The organism is Comamonas badia DSM 17552 (genome assembly GCF_000484635.1).
GTDB classification, from domain to species: Bacteria; Pseudomonadota; Gammaproteobacteria; order Burkholderiales; family Burkholderiaceae_C; genus Comamonas_C; species Comamonas_C badia.
The window spans coordinates 559651-581267 of the sequence record NZ_AXVM01000001.1; the positions used below are offsets into that span (position 1 = coordinate 559651).

Annotated in this window: 14 protein-coding genes and 2 pseudogenes; 3 read left to right on the forward strand and 13 right to left on the reverse strand. The window is 63.8% G+C overall.

Going from position 1 to position 21617, the window contains the following annotated elements; genetic code table 11:
• Positions 1–14: 14 nt before the first annotated feature.
• Positions 15–518, forward strand: a complete 504-nt coding sequence (locus tag K320_RS0102755; RefSeq protein ID WP_024537356.1) for a TlpA family protein disulfide reductase — start codon at positions 15–17, stop codon at positions 516–518.
• Between the two features lie 9 nt (positions 519–527).
• Here K320_RS0102755 and K320_RS0102760 read toward each other — a convergent pair whose 3' ends face one another.
• Positions 528–3005 (reverse strand): DNA internalization-related competence protein ComEC/Rec2, encoded by a 2478-nt coding sequence (locus K320_RS0102760; protein ID WP_245593808.1) that lies wholly within the window; start codon positions 3003–3005, stop codon positions 528–530.
• 52 nt (positions 3006–3057) lie between these two features.
• Between K320_RS0102760 and K320_RS0102765 the strand changes: the two genes are divergently transcribed.
• Entirely contained in the window at positions 3058–3516 is a 459-nt protein-coding gene (locus tag K320_RS0102765; protein WP_024537358.1) for a RidA family protein, read from the forward strand.
• Positions 3517–3519: 3 nt separating this feature from the next.
• Here the strand turns inward: K320_RS0102765 and K320_RS0102770 are convergent, their stop codons facing one another.
• The 6 genes and pseudogenes from K320_RS0102770 to K320_RS17955 all read right to left on the reverse strand — a co-directional run bounded on the left by K320_RS0102770 (position 3520) and on the right by K320_RS17955 (position 13363).
• Positions 3520–3882 (reverse strand): DsrE/DsrF/TusD sulfur relay family protein, encoded by a 363-nt coding sequence (locus K320_RS0102770; RefSeq protein ID WP_024537359.1) that lies wholly within the window; start codon positions 3880–3882, stop codon positions 3520–3522.
• Between the two features lie 74 nt (positions 3883–3956).
• Positions 3957–5662, reverse strand: a pseudogene (locus tag K320_RS17950) (methyl-accepting chemotaxis protein).
• A 103-nt stretch (positions 5663–5765) separates the two neighbouring features.
• A complete protein-coding gene (locus K320_RS0102780; protein ID WP_029695745.1) occupies positions 5766–5948 on the reverse strand; it encodes a hypothetical protein in 183 nt (60 codons plus the stop codon).
• Positions 5949–5953: 5 nt separating this feature from the next.
• The gene (gene parC / locus K320_RS0102785) at positions 5954–8338 is read right to left on the reverse strand and encodes a DNA topoisomerase IV subunit A (protein WP_024537361.1); all 2385 of its coding nucleotides are present in this window, start codon (positions 8336–8338) and stop codon (positions 5954–5956) included.
• A 142-nt stretch (positions 8339–8480) separates the two neighbouring features.
• On the reverse strand, positions 8481–10052 hold the full coding sequence (locus K320_RS0102790) for an AAA family ATPase (RefSeq protein WP_024537362.1): 1572 nt from the start codon (positions 10050–10052) through the stop codon (positions 8481–8483).
• The gene (locus tag K320_RS17955) at positions 10049–13363 is read right to left on the reverse strand and encodes an Eco57I restriction-modification methylase domain-containing protein (RefSeq protein WP_211236081.1); all 3315 of its coding nucleotides are present in this window, start codon (positions 13361–13363) and stop codon (positions 10049–10051) included. The genes K320_RS0102790 and K320_RS17955 overlap by 4 nt, the downstream gene beginning before the upstream one ends.
• On the opposite strand from K320_RS17955, the gene K320_RS19195 reads away from it, so the two are divergent.
• Positions 13298–13999, forward strand: coding sequence for a hypothetical protein (locus K320_RS19195; RefSeq protein WP_211236082.1), 702 nt, complete (start codon positions 13298–13300; stop codon positions 13997–13999). The two genes, K320_RS17955 and K320_RS19195, sit on opposite strands and share 66 nt — an antisense overlap.
• Positions 14000–14159: 160 nt before the next feature.
• Here K320_RS19195 and K320_RS0102805 read toward each other — a convergent pair whose 3' ends face one another.
• The 6 genes and pseudogenes from K320_RS0102805 to K320_RS0102830 all read right to left on the reverse strand — a co-directional run bounded on the left by K320_RS0102805 (position 14160) and on the right by K320_RS0102830 (position 21542).
• On the reverse strand, positions 14160–15182 hold the full coding sequence (locus tag K320_RS0102805) for a PDDEXK nuclease domain-containing protein (RefSeq protein ID WP_024537364.1): 1023 nt from the start codon (positions 15180–15182) through the stop codon (positions 14160–14162).
• Complete coding sequence (locus tag K320_RS0102810; protein ID WP_024537365.1) at positions 15179–18508, reverse strand: helicase-related protein; 3330 nt, start codon at positions 18506–18508, stop codon at positions 15179–15181. The genes K320_RS0102805 and K320_RS0102810 overlap by 4 nt, the downstream gene beginning before the upstream one ends.
• Before the next feature lie 39 nt (positions 18509–18547).
• Positions 18548–18736 (reverse strand): annotated as a pseudogene (locus K320_RS0102815) (DNA gyrase subunit A); the annotation flags it as partial.
• A 149-nt stretch (positions 18737–18885) separates the two neighbouring features.
• Complete coding sequence (locus K320_RS0102820; protein ID WP_024537367.1) at positions 18886–19269, reverse strand: type II toxin-antitoxin system VapC family toxin; 384 nt, start codon at positions 19267–19269, stop codon at positions 18886–18888.
• A 5-nt stretch (positions 19270–19274) separates the two neighbouring features.
• A complete protein-coding gene (locus tag K320_RS0102825) occupies positions 19275–19484 on the reverse strand; it encodes a type II toxin-antitoxin system VapB family antitoxin (protein WP_024537368.1) in 210 nt (69 codons plus the stop codon).
• 87 nt (positions 19485–19571) lie between these two features.
• Positions 19572–21542: a DNA topoisomerase IV subunit B gene (locus K320_RS0102830; RefSeq protein ID WP_024537369.1), complete on the reverse strand. Its 1971-nt coding sequence runs from the start codon at positions 21540–21542 to the stop codon at positions 19572–19574.
• Positions 21543–21617 lie beyond the last annotated feature (75 nt).

The following is a 21617-nucleotide window of genomic DNA, read 5'->3' on the forward strand; positions in this document are numbered from 1 at the left end:
CGAAAAACACGCCGATGGACCGACGCACCCTGCTCGCCACGCTGGGCGCCGCGCCGCTGGCTGCCTTGCCGCTGGCACGCGCCGCGACCGAGGTGCCGCTGCCCGCAATCGGCGCGCCCTTGCCGCTACCCGACGCCGCACTGCTGGACGGCAGCCTGTTCAAGGCGTCGGACGCGCAGGGCAAGGTGGTGCTCATCTACTGGTGGGCCAGCTGGTGCCCCTTCTGCGCGGCGCAGGCGCCGGATATCCAGAAACTGTGGGACACGCAGCGCACGCATGGATTGAAGATGCTCGGCCTGTCGGTGGACAAGCGCATCGAGGACGCGCGCAAGTACATGGTGCAGCGCGGCTACACCTACCCCACGGGGTTCAACACCCCCGAAATCGAGCGCGTGCTGCCCAAGCCCGGCAAGGCCATCCCGGTGACCTGCGTGCGCGGCAAGGATGGGCGCGTCGTCATGTCGGAGATGGGGCAACTCTTTCCTGAGGACGTGCAAGGGATCGCCCGCTTCCTTTGACCGCGCCGGTCATTCTTCGACGGCATCCTGCTGCGGACGATGGTGCCAGTAACGCCGGGACCGTTCGCGCTCGCAAGTGACCGCAGGCTGCCACGAAGACCAGGTGGCGGCGCCGCAAGCGGGCGTGGTCACCAGCGCAATGCCCCGCTCGCTGTAGCGCTGCGCCACCACCGGCGCCGGATGCCCGAAGCGGTTGCGGTAGCCGGATTGCACCAGCGCCGTCGCGGGCTGCACGGCATCCAGAAATGCATCGCTCGACGATGTCTTGCTGCCGTGGTGCGGAACGACCAGCAGGTCCGCCGCCAGGTCTGCGCCCGACTGCACCAGCGCCAGCTCCTGCGGTCGCTCGATATCGCCCGCCAGCAGCGCACGGGTGCCGCCGCTGGCACGGACCTGCAGCACGCAACTGCGCGCATTGGTCGAAGGCCGCCTGCCGCCCTCATCCGCCCGTTCGGCTGCACCGGCCGCAGGATGCAGCACTGCAAAGCGCACGCCATCCCATTCCCACTCGGTCCCCATCACACAGGGCGTGATCGCGCGCAGCTTCTGCAAGGGATGGCCTGCAGCCAGCGAGCCCATGACCTGCGCCTGCGGCTGCTGCTGCATCACCGCGGCAGCGCCGCCGGTGTGATCGCTGTCGTCATGGCTCAGCACCAGCCTGTCCAGGCGCTCGCCCAGGCTTTGCAGCAACGGAACGATCACCTGCTGGCCGGCATCGCCCGTGTCGCCGTAGCGCGGCCCGGCGTCGTACAGCAGGCTGTGGCTCGCCGTGCGCACCAGCACCGCCTGGCCCTGGCCCACGTCGATCGCCATCACCTCGAACTGCCCCGGCACAGGGCGCGGCGGCTGCCACCAGAAGGCCGGCAGCATCAGCGGCAGCGCCAGCGCGCGCAGCCGCCAGGGCAGGCGCAGCACCAGCAGAACGCCGCCCAGCACCGCCGCCATCCCGGCCCACAACGGCGCCTGCGCCAGCGTCAGTTGCGCCATGGGCCATGAGGCAAGCCACTGCAGCCACCACGACAGCATCTGCACGCACCAGGCCGCCGCCTGCCACAGCGGCGCCCAGAGCACGCCCCCCATCGCCAGCGGCGTGACCAGCACCGTCACCCAGGGGATCGCCAGCAGATTGGCCAGCAGCCCCACCACCGAAACCTGCCCAAACAGCAGCAGCGTGAGCGGCGCCAGCGCCACGGTAATGCGTGCCTGTTCTTTGAGCATGGAGACAAATCGGGCTTTTGCGCTTTTCCGGTCTGCGCTGACAGCTTCACTATCCGTAGCAAAAAGAATCCCGACCGCGACGAAACTGAGCCAGAAGCCGGCCTGCAGCATCGCCCACGGGTCAAACGCCAGCACCACCGCGCAGGCCAGCAGCCAGACCTGCGGCCAGGGCCAGTGCCGCCCGGACAGGCGCAGCAACGCCACCGTGGCCAGCATCAGCAGCGTGCGCTCGGCCGGCACGCCCCAGCCGCTGAACAGGGCGTAGGCGCCCGCCAGCAGCACGCCTCCGACCAGCGCCGCCGAGGGTGCCGGCGCCGCAAGGCACAAGGCGCTGGAGCGCCGCCAGAGCCAGCCCAGCAGCGCCGCCGCCAGCCAGGCAAACATGGTGATGTGCAGACCGGAGATGCTCATCAGGTGCGCCACGCCGGTGGTGCGAAACAGGCTCCAGTCGCTGCGATCGATGGCCCTCTGGTCGCCGGTGACCAGCGCCGCCACCACCCCCGCGGCGCGCTCGCGTGCCGCATCCTGCGCGCCATCGCCTGCCAACGACCGCGCGATGGCATCACGCACCCGCTGGCGCGCCTGCTCCACCGGGTACTGCCAGGTGGCGGCGAGGCGCCGCGGCGCACCGAGGCGGGCGTCAAGCCGCTCGCTGGCGCGCACATAGCCGCTGGCCTGCACGCCCTGCTCCCACATCCACAGCTCGTAGTCAAAGCCATGCGGGTTGCGCGCGCCATGCGGCGCCTTCAGCCGCAGCGTCAGCTGCCAGCGCTCCCCCGCCCGCACGGGCGGCACCGGCCGCTCCCCGCGGCCGAAATGGCCGGCGTACCAGGTCAGGTCGAGCAACGCTGGCAGCCGCGCCGCGGCGCCTTCCTGCTGCGCCGATTCCACCGCCAGGCGCAGCCGCACGTCGCCATTGCCGCGCTGCTGCGGCATGGCAGCGATGACGCCGGTCACACGCAGATCGACACCTTCCAGCGCAGGCGCCAGCGCCTCACCCGCGTACCCGACAGCACGCATGCCGCAGCTGCCCCACGCCAGCAAGGCGCCGGCCAGCCAAAGCACGGCCGTGCGGCGCATGCCCGCAGCGCCCCGGCGCCACGCACGCCAGGCCAGCAGCACCCCGGTGCAGCCCGCCACGCCGTACACCCATGCCGCATCCAGCCGCTGCTGCTGCAACTGCACCGCGGTGCCCAGCAGCCAGCCGCACATCAGCGCCGGCAGCGGCCAGACGGAACGGTGCATCGCAAGGGTGCGGCTCTCACGCATGAGGCGCAATGCTACCTGTGCAACACTTTCGGTTTTCGACCGGGAAATTCCAATGAACGCCTACGACAAGCTCAAGCAACTCAACATCACCCTGCCCCCGGTGGCCGTGCCCGCCGCCGCCTACGTGCCCTGGGTGCAGGCCGGCAACCTCGTGTTCCTGAGCGGCCACATCGCGCGCAAGGACGGCAAGCCCTATGCCGGCCAGCTGGGCAAGAACCTGAGCACCGAAGAAGGCAAGGCCGCCGCGCGCAATGTGGCGATCGAGCTCATGGGCACGCTGCAGGCGGCCTGCGGCGGCGACCTGAACCGCGTAAAACGTATCGTGAAGGTGATGAGCCTGGTGAACTCCACCGGCGACTTCACCGAGCAGCACTTGGTGACGAATGGCGCCAGCGAATTGTTGGGCGAAGTGTTTGGAGAAGCCGGCAAGCACGCACGCAGCGCCTTTGGCGTGGCGCAGATCCCGCTGGGCGCCTGTGTGGAGATCGAGCTGATCGCGGAGATCAGCTGAACATCAGAACGTGATGACCTTGTCGGCAGCGGCTACCCAGTCACCCAGCTCCGACAGCGTGGCGACGGTGACCCCTTCGATCAGCGGTAGATCGATCAGCCCGCGCGCCAACGCACAGTTGCGGCACATGTGCACGCTGGCGTTGTCGGCGCTGGCGAGCTCTTGCACCAGCGTCTGGATCAGATTGCCGGCGTTGTCCTTCTGATGGGGCAGCGCCGCCACCGTGGCATCCGACATCAGCAGGATATGCAGGCGCGCCACATCCGCGCGCGCCGCCAGGGCGCCGGCCACGCGCAAACCGGACGTGCAGCGCTCACTGCCGTGCGGCGCAGCGTTGATGATGATGACAATGTTTTGCTGGGCCATGGAGCCTTCCTTGCGCGATCAACGAACAGACCTGCGATGGTAAACACCCATGGCCTGGCCTGCTGGCGCGCAGGCTAAAAGCTCTCCCAATCGCCCTCGCTTGCGGTGGCCGTCGACGCCTTGGGTGCAGGCGCTGCCAGCTTGACGGGCGTAGGCTTCCTGGCAACTTGTGGCGCTACGGCAGCCACCAGCCTGGCAGGCGCAGGCCTGGGCACTGTGGCCCGGGGCGCCGGCGGGGCGCCGTCGGTACGGAAGGCGCCCACCACCTGCGTGAGGTGCTGCGCCTGCTCATTGAGGCTCTGCGCCGCCGCCGCGCTCTCCTCGACCAACGCTGCGTTCTGCTGCGTCGCCTGGTCCAGCTGCCCCACGGCCTGATTGACTTCGGAGACGCCTGCGCTCTGCTGCGCCGATGCGGCGGTGATCTCGCCAATCATGTCGGCCACGCGCTGCACCGATTGCACCACCTCCTGCATGGTCTCGCCCGCGCCCTGCACCTGCCGGGAGCCCTCTGCCACGCGCTCGACCGAGGAGTTGATGAGCTCCTTGTCTCCTTGGCGGCCTGGGCCGAGCGCCCGGCCAGCGCCCGCACCTCGCTGGCCACCACGGCGAAGCCCCGGCCCTGCTCACCGGCGCGCGCCGCCTCCACGGCCGCGTTCAGCGCGAGGATGTTGGTCTGGAACGCAATGCCGTCAATCACACCGATGATGTCGGCGATCTTGCGGCTGCTGGTCTGGATATCGCCCATGGTGGAGATCACCTCGGTCACAGCCGTACCGCCCTGCTGGGCCACCGCGCTGGCGCTACTCGCCAGCTGGCTGGCCTGGCGCGCGGTGCTCTCGCTCTGCTGGATGGTGCTGGTGAATTCCTCCATGGCGGCGGCCGTCTCCTGCAGGCTGCTGGAGGCCGACTCCGTACGTGCCGACAGGTCCTGGTTGCCAGCGGCAATCTGGGCGCTGGCCACGGCAATGCTGTCGCTGCTCTCGCGCACCTGCTGCACCATGCCGGCGAGCGATCCGCGCATGGCCTCCAGTGAGCGCATCAAGACGCCCAACTCATCGCCGCGCGTCAGATCCTGCGCGCGCATGGTGAGGTCGCCCTTGGCGATGCGCCCGGCCATGCCGTTGGCCTGATCCAGCGGCTGACGGATGTTGCGGATGAGGTAATAGGCGCCCACGATGCTGCCAAGCAGCAGAATGGCCACGGCCACCGCCGCGAGCTTGACGGTCTCCATGCTCGCCGCGGCCGCAGCCTGGCGCGACTGATCAGCCGTGGTCTCCTGCAGTTGCACGAAATCACCCAGCGCCTTCAGATACGCATCCGAGGCCGGCACGTACGACTGCAGCACGAACTGCATTGCCTTGTCGTTGTCGCCCGCCTCCTTGAGCTTGGCGCCCGCGGCACGCATCGCCAGCATGTTCTTGCGCGCCTCGGCCACGCGCTGCATCGCGGCACGGTCGGCGTCGGAGAGATTCAGGCCTTCCAGGCGTTTTTGCCTCTCGGTGATCTGTGCGGACGTCGCGGCCATCGCCTCCTTGAAAACATTGGCCACCGGCGCCTCGGTGCTGAGCGCCACGGCCAGCGTGCGTGCGGCATTGGTCTCCGTCAGGCCCATCCAGCGCGTGGCCGTCTTCACGCGCATCATCATCTCATCGTTCAAGGCATTGGCCGCGGCCGACGTCTGCGCCGAGCGCCAGCCCGCGCCCGCGACGACCGCAACAAAGGCGATGACGATGACGGCTACCGCGACCCAGAGCTTCTGGGCAATACTCAAACCCTTCATGAATTTCTCCTGCTCATTTTTTTATCAAGCGCCCATTAGAGCGTCCAAAAACGCGCATTGTCCAGTCGGTAATCCCCTGATGCCGTAACACAGGCGTCACAGGTCAACGGCGCTCTCGGCGTTCGCGCGCGCGCCGCGCCTGCCTGCTTTCCTTGGCACGCAAGGCCTTCTCCTGGCGCTCGTGGCGCCGCGCGCGCCAGCGTGCGCCGGCCCAGCGCCCCAGCAGCGCACTGGCCAGCGCCAGAATGATGAGCAGCGCCAGTTCGGCTGTGGAAACATCCTGCATTCCCATCACTGCACCCGTGCGACAGCGTGCGGCTTGAAGCCGAAATTGGCTGGCTTGCCCTTGCGCGCGCGCGCAGCTTGGGCGTTGTTCAGGCTGCGGATTTCAAGCGTTTCCTCGCGCGGCTTGCCGCCACGGCCGACGCCGGTGATGCGCACGCTGCGCACATAAGCCGCCGCACCCGCCAAGCTGTCGCCCGGCTCCAGCCCCATCAGCGTGAGGCCCCGGCCACCCTTTTCCATGTGGCGCAATTCATCGAGCGCAAACGTCAGGATGCGCCCGCCCGTGGTCACGCAGGCTACATGCGTAGCCACTATGCTCCCGATAGCTGCTGGCGCTTGCCCATCAAGCCCCGGAGGCGTATTTTCATCTGAATTCAGCACCACCAATGAAGGGTGGCAAACCGTTTCGCCCTCGGCCAGGCCGATGAAGGCCTTGCCGCTGCGGTTGCGCGAGAGCATGTCGCCCACGCGCGCCAGAAAACCGTAGCCGCCCGAACCGGAGAGCAGCAGCACGGCACTCTCGGGCCCGGCGAAGTAGTGCCGCACCTCGGACCCTGATTCAAGATCAATCAGCGTGGTGATCGGCTGGCCATCGCCGCGCCCGCCGGGCAGTTGCGCCACCGGCACGCTGTAGATGCGCCCGTTGCCACCGAAAACCAGCAATTGATCGACGGTGCGGCACTCGAAGGTGCCATAGAGCGCATCGCCCGACTTGAAGGCAAAGCCCGCCGCGTCGTGCCCGTGGCCCTGGCGCGTGCGCGCCCAGCCTTTTTCACTGACGACCACAGTCACCGGTTCGTCCAGCACTTTGACCTCGGCCACAGCCTTTTTCTCGGCCTGAATCAGCGTGCGGCGCGCGTCGGCAAATTCCTTGGCGTCCGCCTCGATCTCGCGCACCATCAGCCGGCGCAGCGTGGCCGGGCTGGCCAACACCTCTTCCAGGCTGCCCTGCTCCTTGCGCAGCTCGGCGAGTTCCTGCTCGATCTTGATGGCTTCCAGCCTGGCCAACTGGCGCAGGCGAATGTCCAGGATGTCGTCGGCCTGGCGCTCGCTCAGGTTGAAGCGCGCCATCAGCGCCGCCCTGGGCTCATCCGCTTGGCGGATGATGGCAATCACCTCGTCGATGTTGAGCAGCACCAGCTGCCGCCCTTCAAGGATATGGATGCGCTCCAGCACCTTTTGCAGGCGATGTTCGCTGCGCCGCGTGATGGTCTGCTGGCGAAATTCGATCCACTCTTCCAGCATCCGCCGCAGCGGCTTTTGCACCGGCCGCCCGTCCAGGCCTATGCCGGTCAGGTTGATGGGGCTGGACGTCTCCAGGCTGGTGTGCACCAGCAGCGTGTTGGCCAGTTCATCCTGAGCTATGGTGCGGCTCTTGGGCTCGAACACCAGGCGCACCGCCGCATCCTTGCTCGACTCGTCGCGCACGCCGTCCAGCACTGCCAGGATCGTGGCCTTGAGCTGGTTCTGCTCCTGCGTCACCGCCTTCTTGCCGGCCTTGACCTTGGGGTTGGTCAGCTCCTCGATCTCTTCGAGCACCTTTTGCGACGAGGTGCCCGGCGGCAGTTCGGTGACAACCAGCTGCCACTGGCCGCGCGCCAGGTCCTCGACGCGCCAGCGCGCGCGCACCTTGAGGCTGCCGCGCCCGCTCTCATACGCCGCGCGGATGTCGCTTTCGCTGCTGATGATCTGCCCGCCGCCCGGATAGTCCGGCCCCGGCAGCAGCGCAAAGAGTTCGTCATCACCCAGCCTGGGGTTCTTCACCAGCGCCACGCAGGCCTCGGCCACCTCGCGCAGGTTGTGGCTGGGAATCTCGGTCGCGAGGCCCACCGCGATGCCGCTGGCGCCATTGAGCAGCACGAACGGCAGGCGCGCGGGCAACTGGCGCGGCTCCTCGGTCGAGCCGTCGTAATTGGGCACGAAATCCACCGTGCCCTGGTCGATCTCCGAGAGCAGCAGGCGCGTGATCTTGGCCAGCCGCGCCTCGGTGTAGCGCATGGCCGCCGCGCCGTCGCCATCGCGGCTGCCGAAATTGCCCTGCCCGTCGATCAGCGGATAGCGCTGCGAAAAATCCTGTGCCATGCGCACCATCGCGTCGTACGCGGCTGAATCGCCATGCGGGTGAAAGCGCCCCAGCACGTCGCCCACCACGCGCGCACTCTTGACCGGCCGCGCGGGCACGTTGCCGCCCGCGCCGCCCCAGCCCAGGCCCATGCGCTCCATGGCATACAAGATACGCCGCTGCACCGGCTTTTGCCCATCGGCCACGTCGGGCAGTGCGCGGCCCTTGACCACGGAAAGCGCGTATTCCAGGTAGGCGCGCTGGGCGTAGCTGGCCAGCGAATCGTCCGCATCAGGGACTTCGAAATCGAAAACGGGTTGGTCAGACATGATTCAAAAACAATAGCTGTTTGCGCCTGATGGCTGGGCTCCAGAGGCCAATTTGGCTTGATTTTCAATGAGTCTCGCACTCCTTCCCCCGCTGGGGGAAGGTTGGGATGGGGGCTTTCGGCGCTGGGTCACAGCCAAGGATTCACTGTCGCCTGCGCGCCACCAGATCAAGAAATCCGTTCACGGCATCAATCGCCGCCTCCACCTCGCGTTTCGGAATGTTTGGGGCAAGAGCGTGGGAATATGGGTTGAGCACCACGGTTTTGGCCATCTCCAAGCGCTTGATGACTGCATCCCATTCCTTCTTCGTTACCGCCCTGGAGCCGGGCCAACTCTTGAGCTTGTCCAAAAAATCCTGCGCCTGATGCGTCTTTGGATCAACGCAGTAACGCATTTCAATCTTCTTGATCTCACACGCCTTGCGGGCGCCCAGCTCAAAGGCCTGGCGCGTGTAGTTGGCGGCTGCTTCGACGTACTGAGTCTCCAGCAGCTCACGCGCTTTCTTCAGCAAACCTTGGGCAGGGCGATTCGCCGTCTGGTAAACGATGGGCATCGGCGCTTGCGCCTGCCTATCGCCCTCGTACACCTCGTAGCAACGCCAGTCCTCGTGCGGCAGATGGTTGCGCGCCAGGTCAAACCAGTTGCGGTCATGCGTCAGCAGCACCACCTGCCAGTCAGCAAATTTGTGCATCAGAACCTCCAGCACCGGGGTGCGGTTGGAGTTGTCCAGGCCAATCAACACGTCGTCCAGTACCAGCAGTTTGAGCGCCGTGGCTTCGGCCGTTGGCGTGCAGGCCAGGCGGCCGGCCAGGTAGATCGCCAAGGCCAGGGCCGACAGCCGCGCTTCGTTCAAAAACAGCTGCGGCGTCGGCAATGCGTGGTTACGAAAGCTCAGCTCGGGCATCAACTGCTGGCCATCCACCGCGCGGTTCTGCTTGAGCCGGACCTGGTTGTAGGTCAGGCCCGGCGTGTTGAAACCCTTGAGCTCCACGTCCTGCCAACCCAGCAACTGCATCAACTCATTGATCAGCGGAACCAGCGCTGGGAAGGCACCGCGAAAGGCCGTGTTGAAGTCAACGCACGCCTGGTTGATGCGGGCAAGGGCTGCGCTGGTGTGGCTGCTGGGCATGCCGGCCAGCACCGCGCCCCACAGGTTGCCCAGGGTGGACGTGCTGCCGCCCGACACTGTGACCGAGTAGTCGCGCAGCAGATGCTCGACGGCAATGGCAAACAGATTGATAGGGCCGCTGCCTTGCCGGTAGTTGGTATCGAGCAAGGCCCGGTAGTCCAGGCAACTGCTGCGCAGCGCCGTGGAGATCGTACGCGAGTCCGCATTACCAAAAAGATACTGGTACCAGTCACCCGCCGGTCTCCGCCGGGTATTGACGCAGGGGTGTTTTGCCACCGTCCATTCCACGGGTGCATCGCCGTTGGAATATTCCACCGCCACCTTGCACTCACCGTCGGGCTTGCCCGAGAACACGTTTTTGTGTTCGCGCAGCGCCCGCACGGGTTTGAGTGCAAAAAAACCATTGAGGGCGTGAAAGATCGACGACTTGCCCGCACCGTTTTCGCCATAGACCAGCAGGTTTTTGCCGTCCAGATCGAAATGCTCGGTGCCCGGAAAGGCGCGAAAGTCGGTCAGCGTCAGGCGCTTGATGCGCAAGGGCTGGGCGGCAGCCACCGCCGCCGGTTCTGCCGCCTGCCCGCTCATTCCTTACCCTCGATGATGCGCACCACCGGCAGCGCCTGCAGGTCAAAAAGCTGGGCGTAGATCGGGTGATCGTTGGCAAAAATGCGATCCGCCAAATGCTGCGCGGCGCTGGCCAGGGCTTGGCCCTCCAGGCTGGCAAGCTTGGCTACCCCGGCCTGCTCGCAGGCATCGAACAGGCGGATATTGGCGTGGTGCAGGTCGTCGGGGAAGAAGAGTTCGAAGACGAGGCCGTTGATGAGTTGCTCGTACCTCGGGTCACTGGTCGCTAAAACGCAGTTGGCTGCGACACCAAGCACCATCTTGTGCTGGGCGGTTGCCGAAGGAATCGGGAAAGCCTCCAGCGCTTCCGGTTGCACTTCGTAGTAGCCATTTTGCTTTCCAACAAAACGCCCTCTGGCGTAGTAAGCAGATACGCTGCTGTTGAGCAACGCCAGGAGATAAAGTCGCTCCTCACCTGCGGGAATGAAATAGGCTGTGTTGCCCAGGTAATGCGCCTTCTCGTCCAGTGAGAATGTCGGTTCGATGGATACCTTCGTAGAGACAATTTTTGGCCGTTCAAACTCTTGCCAATACGCAATATTGTCTTGAATCTCGAACCATTCGTAGCTGCCTGCTTTTCGCCCCATCCATTCCCCATTGCGCTTGTTGTCCCAACCATCTGGTTTGGGCATGAGCTGGGATTTGAAGGCGGATAGGTATTTCTTTATGGCTGGGTATTGACCTATGGGGAACGGTCTTCTTGAAAAGATGAGCCATAGGTCTTCTGGCTGCGCCTTCCACCTCTTCACATCATTCCCACGCAAGAACGGCTTAATGACGTCCGACGAGCCTGCATCCTCCGCGATCAGCCTTGCTCGTGTCTTGCCATCAATGACAAACGCCTCGTTCAAACCGGTCGTGATGCCCCGCGAAACTCTGGCACTAAGATATTTTCGTAGAGGCGTTCCGGTGCTGACTATGCGCTCCAACAGTTGCCGCTTCCCTGCAGGCTCCAGCTGCCAAGCAGCTTTCGTTAATTTTTCTTGCGGCACATCAAAAGCAACGGCTTGAAACACTGCGGGAAACTCTTCAACGAGGTGTTCCTGAGTCCAGTTCAACGTGCGCACTTGGTCGGTGACGGGAGGCGGATTAAGCGGCTTCTCTCGCCGCGTGGCAATCACGATGGTGGGGTACGCAATGGCGGTAAACACCGCTTCGTCGCCAAAGTCGATGATGCTGTGCAGCCGCGTGTGCGTGGCCATGAATTGGCGCAGGTTCTCACCATACTTTGTGCGGTACCACTTGTTCGAGGTGATGAACGACAGCGCACCGTGGGGCTTGAGCAGCTTGACCGAGCGTTCGTAGAAATAAACAAACAGGTCGGCGGTGCCGGTGTAGCAGTCGTACTGGTACACATCTTTCAGCAGCGGCTTGAGCTCTTTGATCTCTTCTTGCCGCACATAGGGCGGGTTGGCGATGACGATGTCAAAAACGGCCTCGGTGCCGTCCTGGGCGCGGGGCAGGCCGTACATCCATTCAACGTCAAAAAAGTCGGCAAAGCGGTTTTGGTCAAACGGGTTCCAGCGGGCCATGCGCTCGGCGTCTTGTGCGGTGACAAAACCGTCGCGCTGCAGCAGGGCCACCAGTTCTTCGTGCAGCTGCTGCACTTTTTGCTTGCGGCGCTTTTTGGTGGCGCGGCTGCGGGCGGCGAAGTAGGCGGCATTGGCGTCGCGCAGCTCGCCCTCTTTCTCGGCAATGGCCGGGTCGTCCAGCAGCGAGGCCTGGGCGCCCTGGCGGGGCACGCCAAACAAGGTGTTGGCGGCGACAATTTTTGTCTCCAGGTTGGGCAGTGGGGTAATGCCCCAGTTGGGCTTGGCCTTGTCGATGGGCTGGCTGACGATGAGGGCAATGAAGAAACGCAGCTTGGCAATTTGCACCGCCACGGGTTGGATGTCGGAGCCGAAGATGCACTTCTCGATCAGGTAGAGCTTGCGTGTGTAGTCGGCGTAGGCGGGGTCGGCAAAGTCTTTGTTGTGTTTGTTCAGCGCGGCTTCGGCGTCGGCAATTTCCTGGTCGCGCTGCACGGGGTCGGGCGTTTTTTTGGCGAGGGCCAGGCGCGCTTGCAGGGGGCTAAGGTTTTGCGCGCGCCAGCGGTGGTTGTCGGGGTCGAGTTTTTTCAGCGCCACCACCAGCTTGGCCAGGATGCCCATGGGGAAGGCGCCAGAGCCGCAGGCCGGGTCAAAGGCCTTGAGGTGCTCGATGGCGGCCACCAGGGCATCGGCCTGGGCGGCACTTAAGTCGTGGCCCGTGTCGGCGTGCGAGAGCAGGCGGCGCAGGCGCTGGCGCAAGCGGGCTTGCTCACCGCCATCGGGCATGGCATCTGGGGCAGCTGGGTTTTGCGCCGCGGTGGCTGCAGGCGGGGGCAAGTCCAGCTCGCCGGGGCCGGCGCCCAGGGCGAGCACCTCATTGACGGGGCGACGCGACTGTGCCGGTTTGCCCGCCCCCGGGTGATGGGCGGGCACGGCTTGCAGCTGGCGCGCCAGGTAGGCAATGAGCGCCTCGTCCACCATGTAGTCCACCACCACGCGCGGGGTGTAGAAGGAGCCGGACTGCTTGCGCGCGGTGGTCTTGGTGTCTTCGTTGTAGCTGGCCAGCAGGTTTTCAAACACCTTGCCCAGCAGTTCGGGGTCCAGTGCCACTTCTTCATCGAGCGGCGTGTTTTCATCGACGGTGAATTTGTAGCTGTCGAGCAGGTCGATCAGGCCTTGCACGGGGTAGCGTTTGCCACGGGTCTGAAAGTCGGTGTTGAGCTGGGCGTCGTCGGTGCCGCCAAAAAACAGCTTGTTGGGCACCTGGGCCTGTGCGTCGGCGCGGCGCGAGAAGCCATCGATGCGCAGCACCCAACCCTGCCCTTCCTGCACGGCCAGCTTTTTCAGCTCGGGGCGGCGCACCAGGTCTTGCTCGGTCAGCTGCTCGTCCAGGCACTCGAACAGGCCACCGTTGAGAAATGGAACCTGGGCAAACTGCTCTTGCAGCACGCTGGCCGGTTGGCGAAAAGCCTCTTGATAGCGATACACCAGCGATATGAGGTAGTCGCCCTTCATGCCGCTGCCGTTTTTGGCCCAGCGGCGCTCGCTGCCCATCTCCTGGTTGAGGGTGGCAAAAAACAGGTTTTGCAGGATGGCGTGGTAGTAGGTGCTGTCGTCAGGCGCAGCATCGGGCGCCTGCTTGAGCAGGCTTTTCAGACTGTCGCGCTCAAACAGGGCTTGGGGCACCAGGCCGCGCTCTTTGATGAACCAGACGAAGATCAGGCGCGTGAGCAGGCGAATCACGCCAATCTCATTGCGCTTGGCGCCGCCGCCTTGGGGAAAGTCCACCTCCTTGCTGGCCCACAGGTACCACCAGGCGAGTTGCTGGTAGAAGCGTTGGTTGAGCTTTTCGGTGGACAGCGTGGTGATCCAGGCGTCGTACAGCTCACGGAAGTTGCTGGGTCTGCGCTTGTCGCCAAGGTTAGCCAACGCAAGGCTGGCCAGGATGTCGATGTGCGCGCGGTGCGGGCTGCCCAGGCGCACGTCCTTGATGACGGTGATGCGGCTGTCAATGACGTCGCGGCTGGCGTCGCGCAGGTGTGCACGCCGATCGATCACGGCCAGAGAAAGCAAGGCACCGTGCCGGAACAAGAGGATGGCAGGCATGGGAAAGCGCTTGTTCAGCTCGCGGGTGATGGCGGCGAGCTCGGTGCGCGTCCATGGCTCGCCTTGCAGCTCAATGGCAAGAAAGACGAAGGACTCCATCTGGCCCTGCTCCAGCGTGCCGTCTGCGCCCAAGGGCGCTTGGTCCATGGCCAGCGAGGGGATTTCGTCGTTGCTGAGCTGGAACAGGAAGGCGCAGGATTTCCAGCGGCTGGCCTGTACCTTGGCGCGGTCAATGGCGCCCGATTCGGGGCGGAATTGCTCGATGCTGGATAGCAGGGCTTCAGCGTCATGCCCCAAATCGGCGGTTTTGTCGCTGCGGTAGCCAAGGACGGCAAGCAAGGCGGTGGCGCCTTGCTCCAGCGGCTGAGTAGCGAGCGTTTGCAAGGCTTGCGCAATGGCCTGGCGCCGATCGGCAGCCGGCGGCAGTGGGTCGTTATGGCTCATCCTGATCGCCCCGCGTGTTTTGAAGATAGAACTCGTGCAGCTTGGCGCGCAGCAGCGCCTTGTCGGGCAACTGGGTTTGGTACTCGGCAATCAGCGCGGGCGAGGTGCTGCGACTGAGGGCGTATTCGACCACTTCGTCATCTTTGCTGGCGCACAACAGCACGCCGATGGACGGTTGCTCGTGGGGCTTTTTCACGTCCCTGTCCAGGGCTTCAAGGTAGAAGTTCAGCTTGCCAAGGTATTCGGGCTCAAAGCGCCCTACCTTCAGTTCGATGGCGACGAGGCTGCTCAACCCGCGGTGAAAGAACAGCAGATCCAGCGCGAAGTCGCGCCCGCCCACCTGCACCGGGTATTGGCTGCCGACGAAGCAGAAGTCATGCCCCAGTTCGATCAAAAAGTCCTTGAGCCGCAGCAGCAGGCCACGGTGCAGGTCGGCTTCCAGGTGGTTTTGCGGCAGTTCAAGAAATTCGACGAGGTAGCTGTCCTTGAAGATGCTGGCGGCGTCTGGGTGCATTTGTCTCACCACTGGTGAGACTTTTGCGGGCGTGAGCACGGCGCGCTCAAACAAGGCGGTTTTGAACTGGCGTTCCAGTTGCCGCTTGCTCCACTTTTCTTGCACTGCCAGCTTCAGGTAGAACTCGCGTTCCTCTGGGCGTTTGCTCTGGCCCAGGATGATGAGGTGGTGCGTCCAGGGCAATTGTCTCAGCATTGCCGAGACAAATTCAGGGTCGGGGTAGGCCTCGTAGAACTGCCTCATTCTGAACAGGTTGGGGCGGGTAAAGCCGCGTAGGCCGGGCTGGGTTTGCGCCAGGTAGCGGGCCAGTTCATCTACCACGCCATCGCCCCATTCAGCCTGGGCTATTTTTTGGCTGATGCGCTGGCCGATTTGCCAGTACAGCTCGATCAAGGTAGTGTTGACGGCTTGCACGGCGCGCTGGCGCGCAGCGGTGATGAGCTGCGCGATGTCGGCAAAGCCAGGGTCTTGCGGTGCATTGGCGCGCTTGCCGGTCATATTGCCTCTCGCTGCGAGGCGGCGGTCGGTTGGATGACCAGCCAAGTGATCAGCTCAAAATCCGTCGCCGCCTTGATGGCGCCCTGCGCACCCACCAGCTTGCCGCCACGCCCGGTAAAAAGGTTGCCTGCGTTCTTGCGGCCAAACTGCGCGGCGATGGCGGCCACGGCCTTGTCGAGCAGCGCGCTGTAGCGCTGCATGTCTTGCCCGTCGCGGGTTTCGGCGTCGAACAGCTTGCACAAAGCAGCGTGCGGTTCAGTTTGGCCCTGGCACAGGGCGCGAAAGATTTCGAGCACCTGCTTGGGCGCGGTGAAGTTGTAGCGCACCTCGCCATCGCCCTGGATGTAGACGAGGAAGTAGGGCTGGAGCGGGTTGACGGCCTCGTTGCCTGCCGCGTCGGCACGTTGTTTAAGGCAGTAGATGACGCCGGGTTGGATGGTGGCGTGCTCGGCCCGCGGGGGCACCACGGCGTAGAGGCCGAAGGGGGCTTGTTCCAGCTTGGTGCGGTTGGCCTCGATGTAGCCGGCCAACTCCATGCGGAAATCGTCGAGTGTGAACTCATTCAACGCAACGGATTCGTTGAAGTCCTCCAGGTCGAGCACTTCGTCTTTCAGGCGCAAGAGCTGTTTGTCGCGGTAGCGCAGGTCTTGCTTGATGAGCTCTTCCAGGTCTTGGGCTTGCAGCACATTGTCTTCGGCGGTGGCCGAAATATCGACCAGCGCCATGCGCGCCTCAACCCGGTTCTTGAGGTTGATGTATTTGTTGAGATCGGGCGTGGGCCAGAAGTTGACAAGCTGGATGGCGGCGTTGGGGCTGCCAATGCGGTCGATGCGGCCAAAGCGCTGGATGATGCGCACCGGGTTCCAGTGGATGTCGTAGTTGATGAGGTAGTCGCAATCCTGCAGGTTCTGGCCTTCGCTGATGCAGTCGGTGGCGATCAGGATGTCGATCTCGCCGTCTTGCGGCATGGAGCGCATCTTGGCGCGCTGCTTGGCGCGTGGGGCGAAGTTGGCCAGGATGTGGCTGAAGTCTTCCTTGCCAAAGGTGCTGCGGTTGGGGCGCGCGCCGCCTGAGACCAGCGCGATGTGCACGCCCAGGGTGTTGCGTGCCCAGCCTTCCAGTTCTTCATACAAATACGCGGCGGTGTCGGCAAAGGCGCAGAAAACCAGCACTTTGCGGTTGTCTTGACCGAACGCGTTGGTGCTGGGGTGGCGCACCTTGTTTTCGATGAGCTTCTTCAGCTCGGCCAGTTTCGCGTCGCGCGCGGGGCCAACGGCCTGGGCGCTTTCCATCAGCAGCGCGAGTTGTTGCTTGTCCTGTGCGAGGTCATGCAACCAGGCGGTCACGTCCAGGTGCTGCATCTGGTATTTGAGCTTGGAGCCAACCTGAAAGGCCTGGGCCAGCTCATCGTCTTCGTCCTCGGGCTCCAGGAACAGGTCGGTCTGAATGTCAGCCGCGGCTGCGTCCTGATGGCGCTGAAATTGCCTGAGGCGGCTTTCCAAGTCTTCGATCTTGCCGACGGTGCGCTCCATGGTGATGGCGAAGGAGCGCACGGAGCTTTCGAGGCGCTTCAAGAAGTTGACCTTCATCATGCCGATCAGAAAGCGCTCACGACTTTCCTGGCTGAAGTTGCGCACATTGTCCTGATCGTATTGGGCCTTGAACTGCTGCAGGACGTAGCGCGACGGGTTGTAAAGCGAGAGCTGGTAGTTGTCGATCTCGTCGTTGAGCCGGTCATACGACAGAAAGCGGCCTTTAAGGTCGATTTCAGAGAAAACGGGCAGTGGTTTCTTGCGCTTCGGAAACTGGCCGATCTGCGCCATGGCCGCTCGGTAGTATTTCTGGATGTGCTTGCGCGAACGGGCGATGGTGAGCTCGTCCAGCAGGGTGAAGAAGCTGGCGGGCAGACGGTCGAGAAGCTCACGCGCGTCGCGCTCGCCGCCACTGCGGCGCGCCCATTCCATGAAGGTTTTCTGCGCCAGGGTCAGCGCGTCCTTCACGCTGCGGATGCCAAAGCTCTGGTTGAATGCGGCGTCCTGGTCTTCGGCGATGAACTTGATCTGGTTGCGCAGGTCTTTCAAGTCGTTGTTGACGGGGGTGGCCGAGAGCAGGAGCACCTTGGTCTTGACGCCGGACTTGATGACGTCGTCCATCAGCCGCTCGTAACGGCTTTTGCGGATGGCGTGGCCGTCGTCACCCCGCTTGCCCTTGGTGTCATTGCGGAAATTGTGTGACTCGTCAATGACGACCAAGTCGAAATTGCCCCAATTGATGGTGGACAGATCAATCCCGTCCACACGTCCGCTTTCGCGCGAAAGATCGGTGTGCGAAAGGACGGTATAGGCGAATCGGTCTTTGATGAAGGGGTTGAGTTCGCTGTTGTTTTGCGCGAGGTAAACCGTCCAGTTGTCGCGCAGCTTCTTGGGGCACAAAACCAGTACCTTGTCGTTACGCAGTTCGAAGTATTTGATGACGGCCAGCGCCGAGTAGGTTTTGCCCAAACCCACGCTGTCGGCCAGGATGCAGCCGTTGTGCTGGTTGATCTTGTGGATGGCGCCCTTGACGCCATCTTTCTGAAAGTCGAACAAGGCCTTCCAGATCTCGGTATCGAGGATGGCCGTTTGTTCGAACAATGCAGCGTCTGCCTCCTGGCCCAAGAGAAAGCGCTCGAAGACGTGGTACAGGGTCTTGAAATAAATAAATTCCGGGGGGTGATTGACGTAGAGCAGCTCTAGGTAGCGCAGCACCTCGTCCTTGACGTCTTGCACCAATTTCTCGTCGTTCCAGATGTCGTCAAACCAGCGCTTCAGGTCAGCGCGGTCGCGATCGCTGTCAACGACCAGATTGAGTTCGATATTCGGCGTGGCTGCGAGCCCCAGGCCACGGCGGGTGAAATTGGAGCTACCGAGCAGCGCATGCTCACGCCGACCGTCATCGATGTGATAGAGCTTGCCGTGCAGCAAATTGGCCTGGCGGATGGAGCGAATGTCAACCTTGGCACGAATCCATTCGGCGCAGTGCCGGGCCACTTCTTTTTGCTGCAAGCGGTTGGCCAACTCCAGACCTTCGTCCTCGATCTGAAAGGCTTTCTTGTCTGTCTTTTCCGGATCGAGCGAGGCGATAAAGCGGGGTTCACCGAACAGGAAATTCAAGTGCTCGATCTGGTCAAGCCCCTGCGCCAGAGCGTCATAAGCATAGATGGTGAAGTAGGCGGAGACGATGGAAAGCTGGCTTCCAGCACAAGCTTTTTCGGCGAGGAAATCGGCAACTCGCCCACGCGAATGGTTATCTCGGATGCCCGATGTCAATTCAGTTCGAACGGTCATTGTCATTCATGCATTTTGGTGCTCATACCGCCTGATCTGTCCCATGCGCTCCATCGCGTAGAGGATGCGCCGCTGCACGGGCTTTTGCCCATCGGCCACGTCGGGCAGCGCGCGGCCCTTGACCACCGACAGGGCGTATTCGAGGTAGGCGCGCTGGGCGTAGCTGGCCAGTGCCCCCTCGTCGCCGGGGTCGGCGAGGGTCAGATCGAGAACGGTTTGATCACTCATGGTTTACAACAAAAACGGCTCCAGCGCTTGATCAGCAAGCGCTGGAAGCTATCAAAATAAAAGCATCGAATGCACTGCCCCGGCATCAGACGGCGCCGATGCTTGCTTCTGCCGGCCGGCAAAGCATGGGATGTTCCGCAGCCACCGATTCATCGCACCGCCCCGCCCCACGCGATGTCCAGGCGTTGCGCCAGTGCCTGCAGCGGCTTGTCGAGCGTCCACAGCCGCACACCCGGCATGAGGCGCGCGCTGGCCAGAAGGTTGACGTCCACGGCGCCGCAGCCCCGGTCGAAGAGCTGCTCCCGCTCGATGAACGCCAGCAACTCGGCGGCTCCGGCCTGCACCGCCGGGCGCAGGCGCCCCAGGTCGGCCAGGGTGCGCGCCCGTGGCGCGGGCGGCGTGCCGCAGGCGAGTTCCAGCAACACCAGCGGGTGCATTCGCACGGCGTCGCTGGCCAGCAGGTCGGCCAAGCGCGCATTGCCGCGGCGAAAGTGGTCGACCCAGACGCTGGTGTCGACCAGCACGTCGCCCATCGGCATCACGCGGACGTGCGGGCAGTCGCACGCCGGCGCGCCACGTCGGCCATGCGCGGCGCCTGCCCGCCAAGGCGGGCCAGACGCTTGCCCGCCTGCACGCGAATGAAGGTGCGAATGGCCTCGCGGAACAACTCGGCCTTGTCCATGTCGGGATCGGCCAGTTCAAGCGCTTCTTCGTAGAGCAGGTCTTCGATGGTGACGGTCGTTCGCATGGGCGCCCTCTTTTTGTCATCTAAATTGATGATGATTGATGCACATTATTGCATCAAATCCAGAACCCATCCCGGTCACGTGCCTTTTCACACATCCACCTCCACCGCATCCCCGTGCAGCTCCATCAGCTCGCGCCGCGCGGCAGCCTCGCCCTTGCCCATCAGGCGGGTCATCAAATCCTGCGTCGGCTGCAAACCCATCGCGCCCACCTGGATGGGCAGCAGGCGCCGCGTGTCGGGGTTGAGCGTGGTGTCCCACAGCTGCTCGGCGTTCATTTCGCCCAGGCCCTTGAAGCGGCTCACGCTCCACTTGCCTTCGGGCACGCCGTCCTTGCGCAGTTTCTCGGTGATCGCGGCGAGCTCCGCATCGTCCAGCGCGTAGAGTTTGGCGGCAGGCTTCTTGCCGCGCGCGGGGGCATCGATGCGATAAAGCGGCGGACGGGCGACATAGACGTGGCCGGCATCGATCAGCTTGGGGAAGTGGCGGAAAAACAGCGTGAGCAGCAGCACCTGGATGTGCGCGCCATCCACATCGGCATCTGACAGGATGCAGATCTTGCCGTAGCGCAGGCCGCTCAAATCGACCTCGTCATCCGGCCCGTGCGGGTCAACGCCGATGGCAACCGAAATATCGTGGATTTCGGTGTTGGCAAAGAGCCGATCGCGCTCCACCTCCCAGGTGTTGAGCACCTTGCCGCGCAGCGGCAGGATGGCCTGCGTTTCCTTGTCGCGGCCCATCTTGGCTGAACCACCCGCGCTGTCGCCTTCCACCAGAAACACCTCGTTCAGGCTGATGTCGCGGCTTTCGCAGTCTGTGAGCTTGCCGGGTAGCACGGCCACGCCGCTGCTCTTCCTCTTTTCCACCTTCTGCCCGGCGCGCTGGCGCGTTTGCGCCGCCTTGATGGCGAGCTCCGCCAGCTTCTTGCCCCATTCCACATTGGCGTTGAGCCAGAGCTCAAGCGCAGGCTTGACGAAGCTGCTCACCAGCCGCACCGCATCGCGCGAGTTCAGGCGCTCCTTGATCTGGCCCTGGAACTGCGGATCGAGCACCTTGGCTGAGAGTACATAGCTCGCGCGCGCGAACACGTCCTCTGGCATGAGCTTGACGCCCTTGGGCAGCAGCGCATGCAGCTCGATGAAGCCCTTGACGGCCTGGAACAGGCCATCCCTCAGGCCGCTGTCGTGCGTGCCGCCGGCCGTGGTCGAGATCAGGTTGACGTAGCTCTCGCGCACCGGATGGCCGTCCTCGGTGAAGGCCAGCACCCATTGCGCGCCCTCGCCTTCGGCAAAGTTGTCATCGTCCGCCGCGGCGTAACCCTCGCCCTCGAAGAGCGGCACCAGCGCATCGGCAGGCAGGCTTTGCTCCAGGTAGTCGCGCAGGCCACCCTTGTACAGCCAGCTTTGCGTGTCCTTTTTTTTCTCGTCAATCAGATCAACCTTCACACCCGGCAGCAGCACGGCCTTGCTGCGCAGCACATGCACCAGTTCGGCCTGCGGGATGTGCGGCGACTCGAAGTAGCGGGCGTCGGGCCAGACGCGCACCGTGGTGCCGCGCTTGCGCTCGCCCTCGGCCTGCTGGCGCACCTTGAGCGCTTGCACCACGTCGCCGCCCTCGAACACCATGCTGGCCACCACGCCGTCGCGAAAGCTCTCGACCTCCATGCGCTTGCCCAGCGCATTGGTGACCGAGACGCCGACCCCGTGCAGCCCGCCCGAGAAGCTGTAGGCACCGCCCGCGCCCTTGTCGAACTTGCCGCCCGCGTGCAGGCGGGCGAAGACCAGTTCCAGCACCGGCACTTTTTCCTCGGGGTGCAGGCCGTGGGGGATGCCGCGGCCGTCGTCCTCGATGCTGACCGAACCGTCAAGATGCAGCGTGACGCGGATCTTCTTGCCATAACCCGCCAGCGCCTCGTCGGCCGCGTTGTCTATCACCTCCTGGATGACGTGCAGCGGGTTGTCGGTGCGCGTGTACATGCCCGGGCGCTGCTTGACCGGCTCCAGGCCCTTGAGGACGCGGATCGTGCTTTCGGAATACTCGGGGGTAGGTAATTTCGCCATGGCGGCGGATTGTATGACTGGATATAAAACCAGTTTTCACGTACCCTATCGCCAACCGGCCAAGCGCAATTTCGC

Bases quoted from the DNA above. Each gene is read 5' to 3' on its own strand.
- K320_RS0102780 (WP_029695745.1), bottom strand. From the start codon at position 5,948: ATGCAGGATGTTTCCACAGCCGAACTGGCGCTGCTCATCATTCTGGCG.
- K320_RS0102810 (WP_024537365.1), bottom strand. From the start codon at position 18,508: ATGACCGTTCGAACTGAATTGACATCGGGCATCCGAGATAACCATTCG.
- parC (WP_024537361.1), bottom strand. From the start codon at position 8,338: ATGTCTGACCAACCCGTTTTCGATTTCGAAGTCCCTGATGCGGACGAT.
- K320_RS0102825 (WP_024537368.1), bottom strand. From the start codon at position 19,484: ATGCGAACGACCGTCACCATCGAAGACCTGCTCTACGAAGAAGCGCTT.
- K320_RS0102790 (WP_024537362.1), bottom strand. From the start codon at position 10,052: ATGAGCGGGCAGGCGGCAGAACCGGCGGCGGTGGCTGCCGCCCAGCCC.
- K320_RS0102755 (WP_024537356.1), top strand. From the start codon at position 15: ATGGACCGACGCACCCTGCTCGCCACGCTGGGCGCCGCGCCGCTGGCT.
- K320_RS0102805 (WP_024537364.1), bottom strand. From the start codon at position 15,182: ATGACCGGCAAGCGCGCCAATGCACCGCAAGACCCTGGCTTTGCCGAC.
- K320_RS0102820 (WP_024537367.1), bottom strand. From the start codon at position 19,269: ATGGGCGACGTGCTGGTCGACACCAGCGTCTGGGTCGACCACTTTCGC.
- K320_RS0102765 (WP_024537358.1), top strand. From the start codon at position 3,058: ATGAACGCCTACGACAAGCTCAAGCAACTCAACATCACCCTGCCCCCG.
- K320_RS0102830 (WP_024537369.1), bottom strand. From the start codon at position 21,542: ATGGCGAAATTACCTACCCCCGAGTATTCCGAAAGCACGATCCGCGTC.
- K320_RS0102770 (WP_024537359.1), bottom strand. From the start codon at position 3,882: ATGGCCCAGCAAAACATTGTCATCATCATCAACGCTGCGCCGCACGGC.
- K320_RS0102760 (WP_245593808.1), bottom strand. From the start codon at position 3,005: ATGCGTGAGAGCCGCACCCTTGCGATGCACCGTTCCGTCTGGCCGCTG.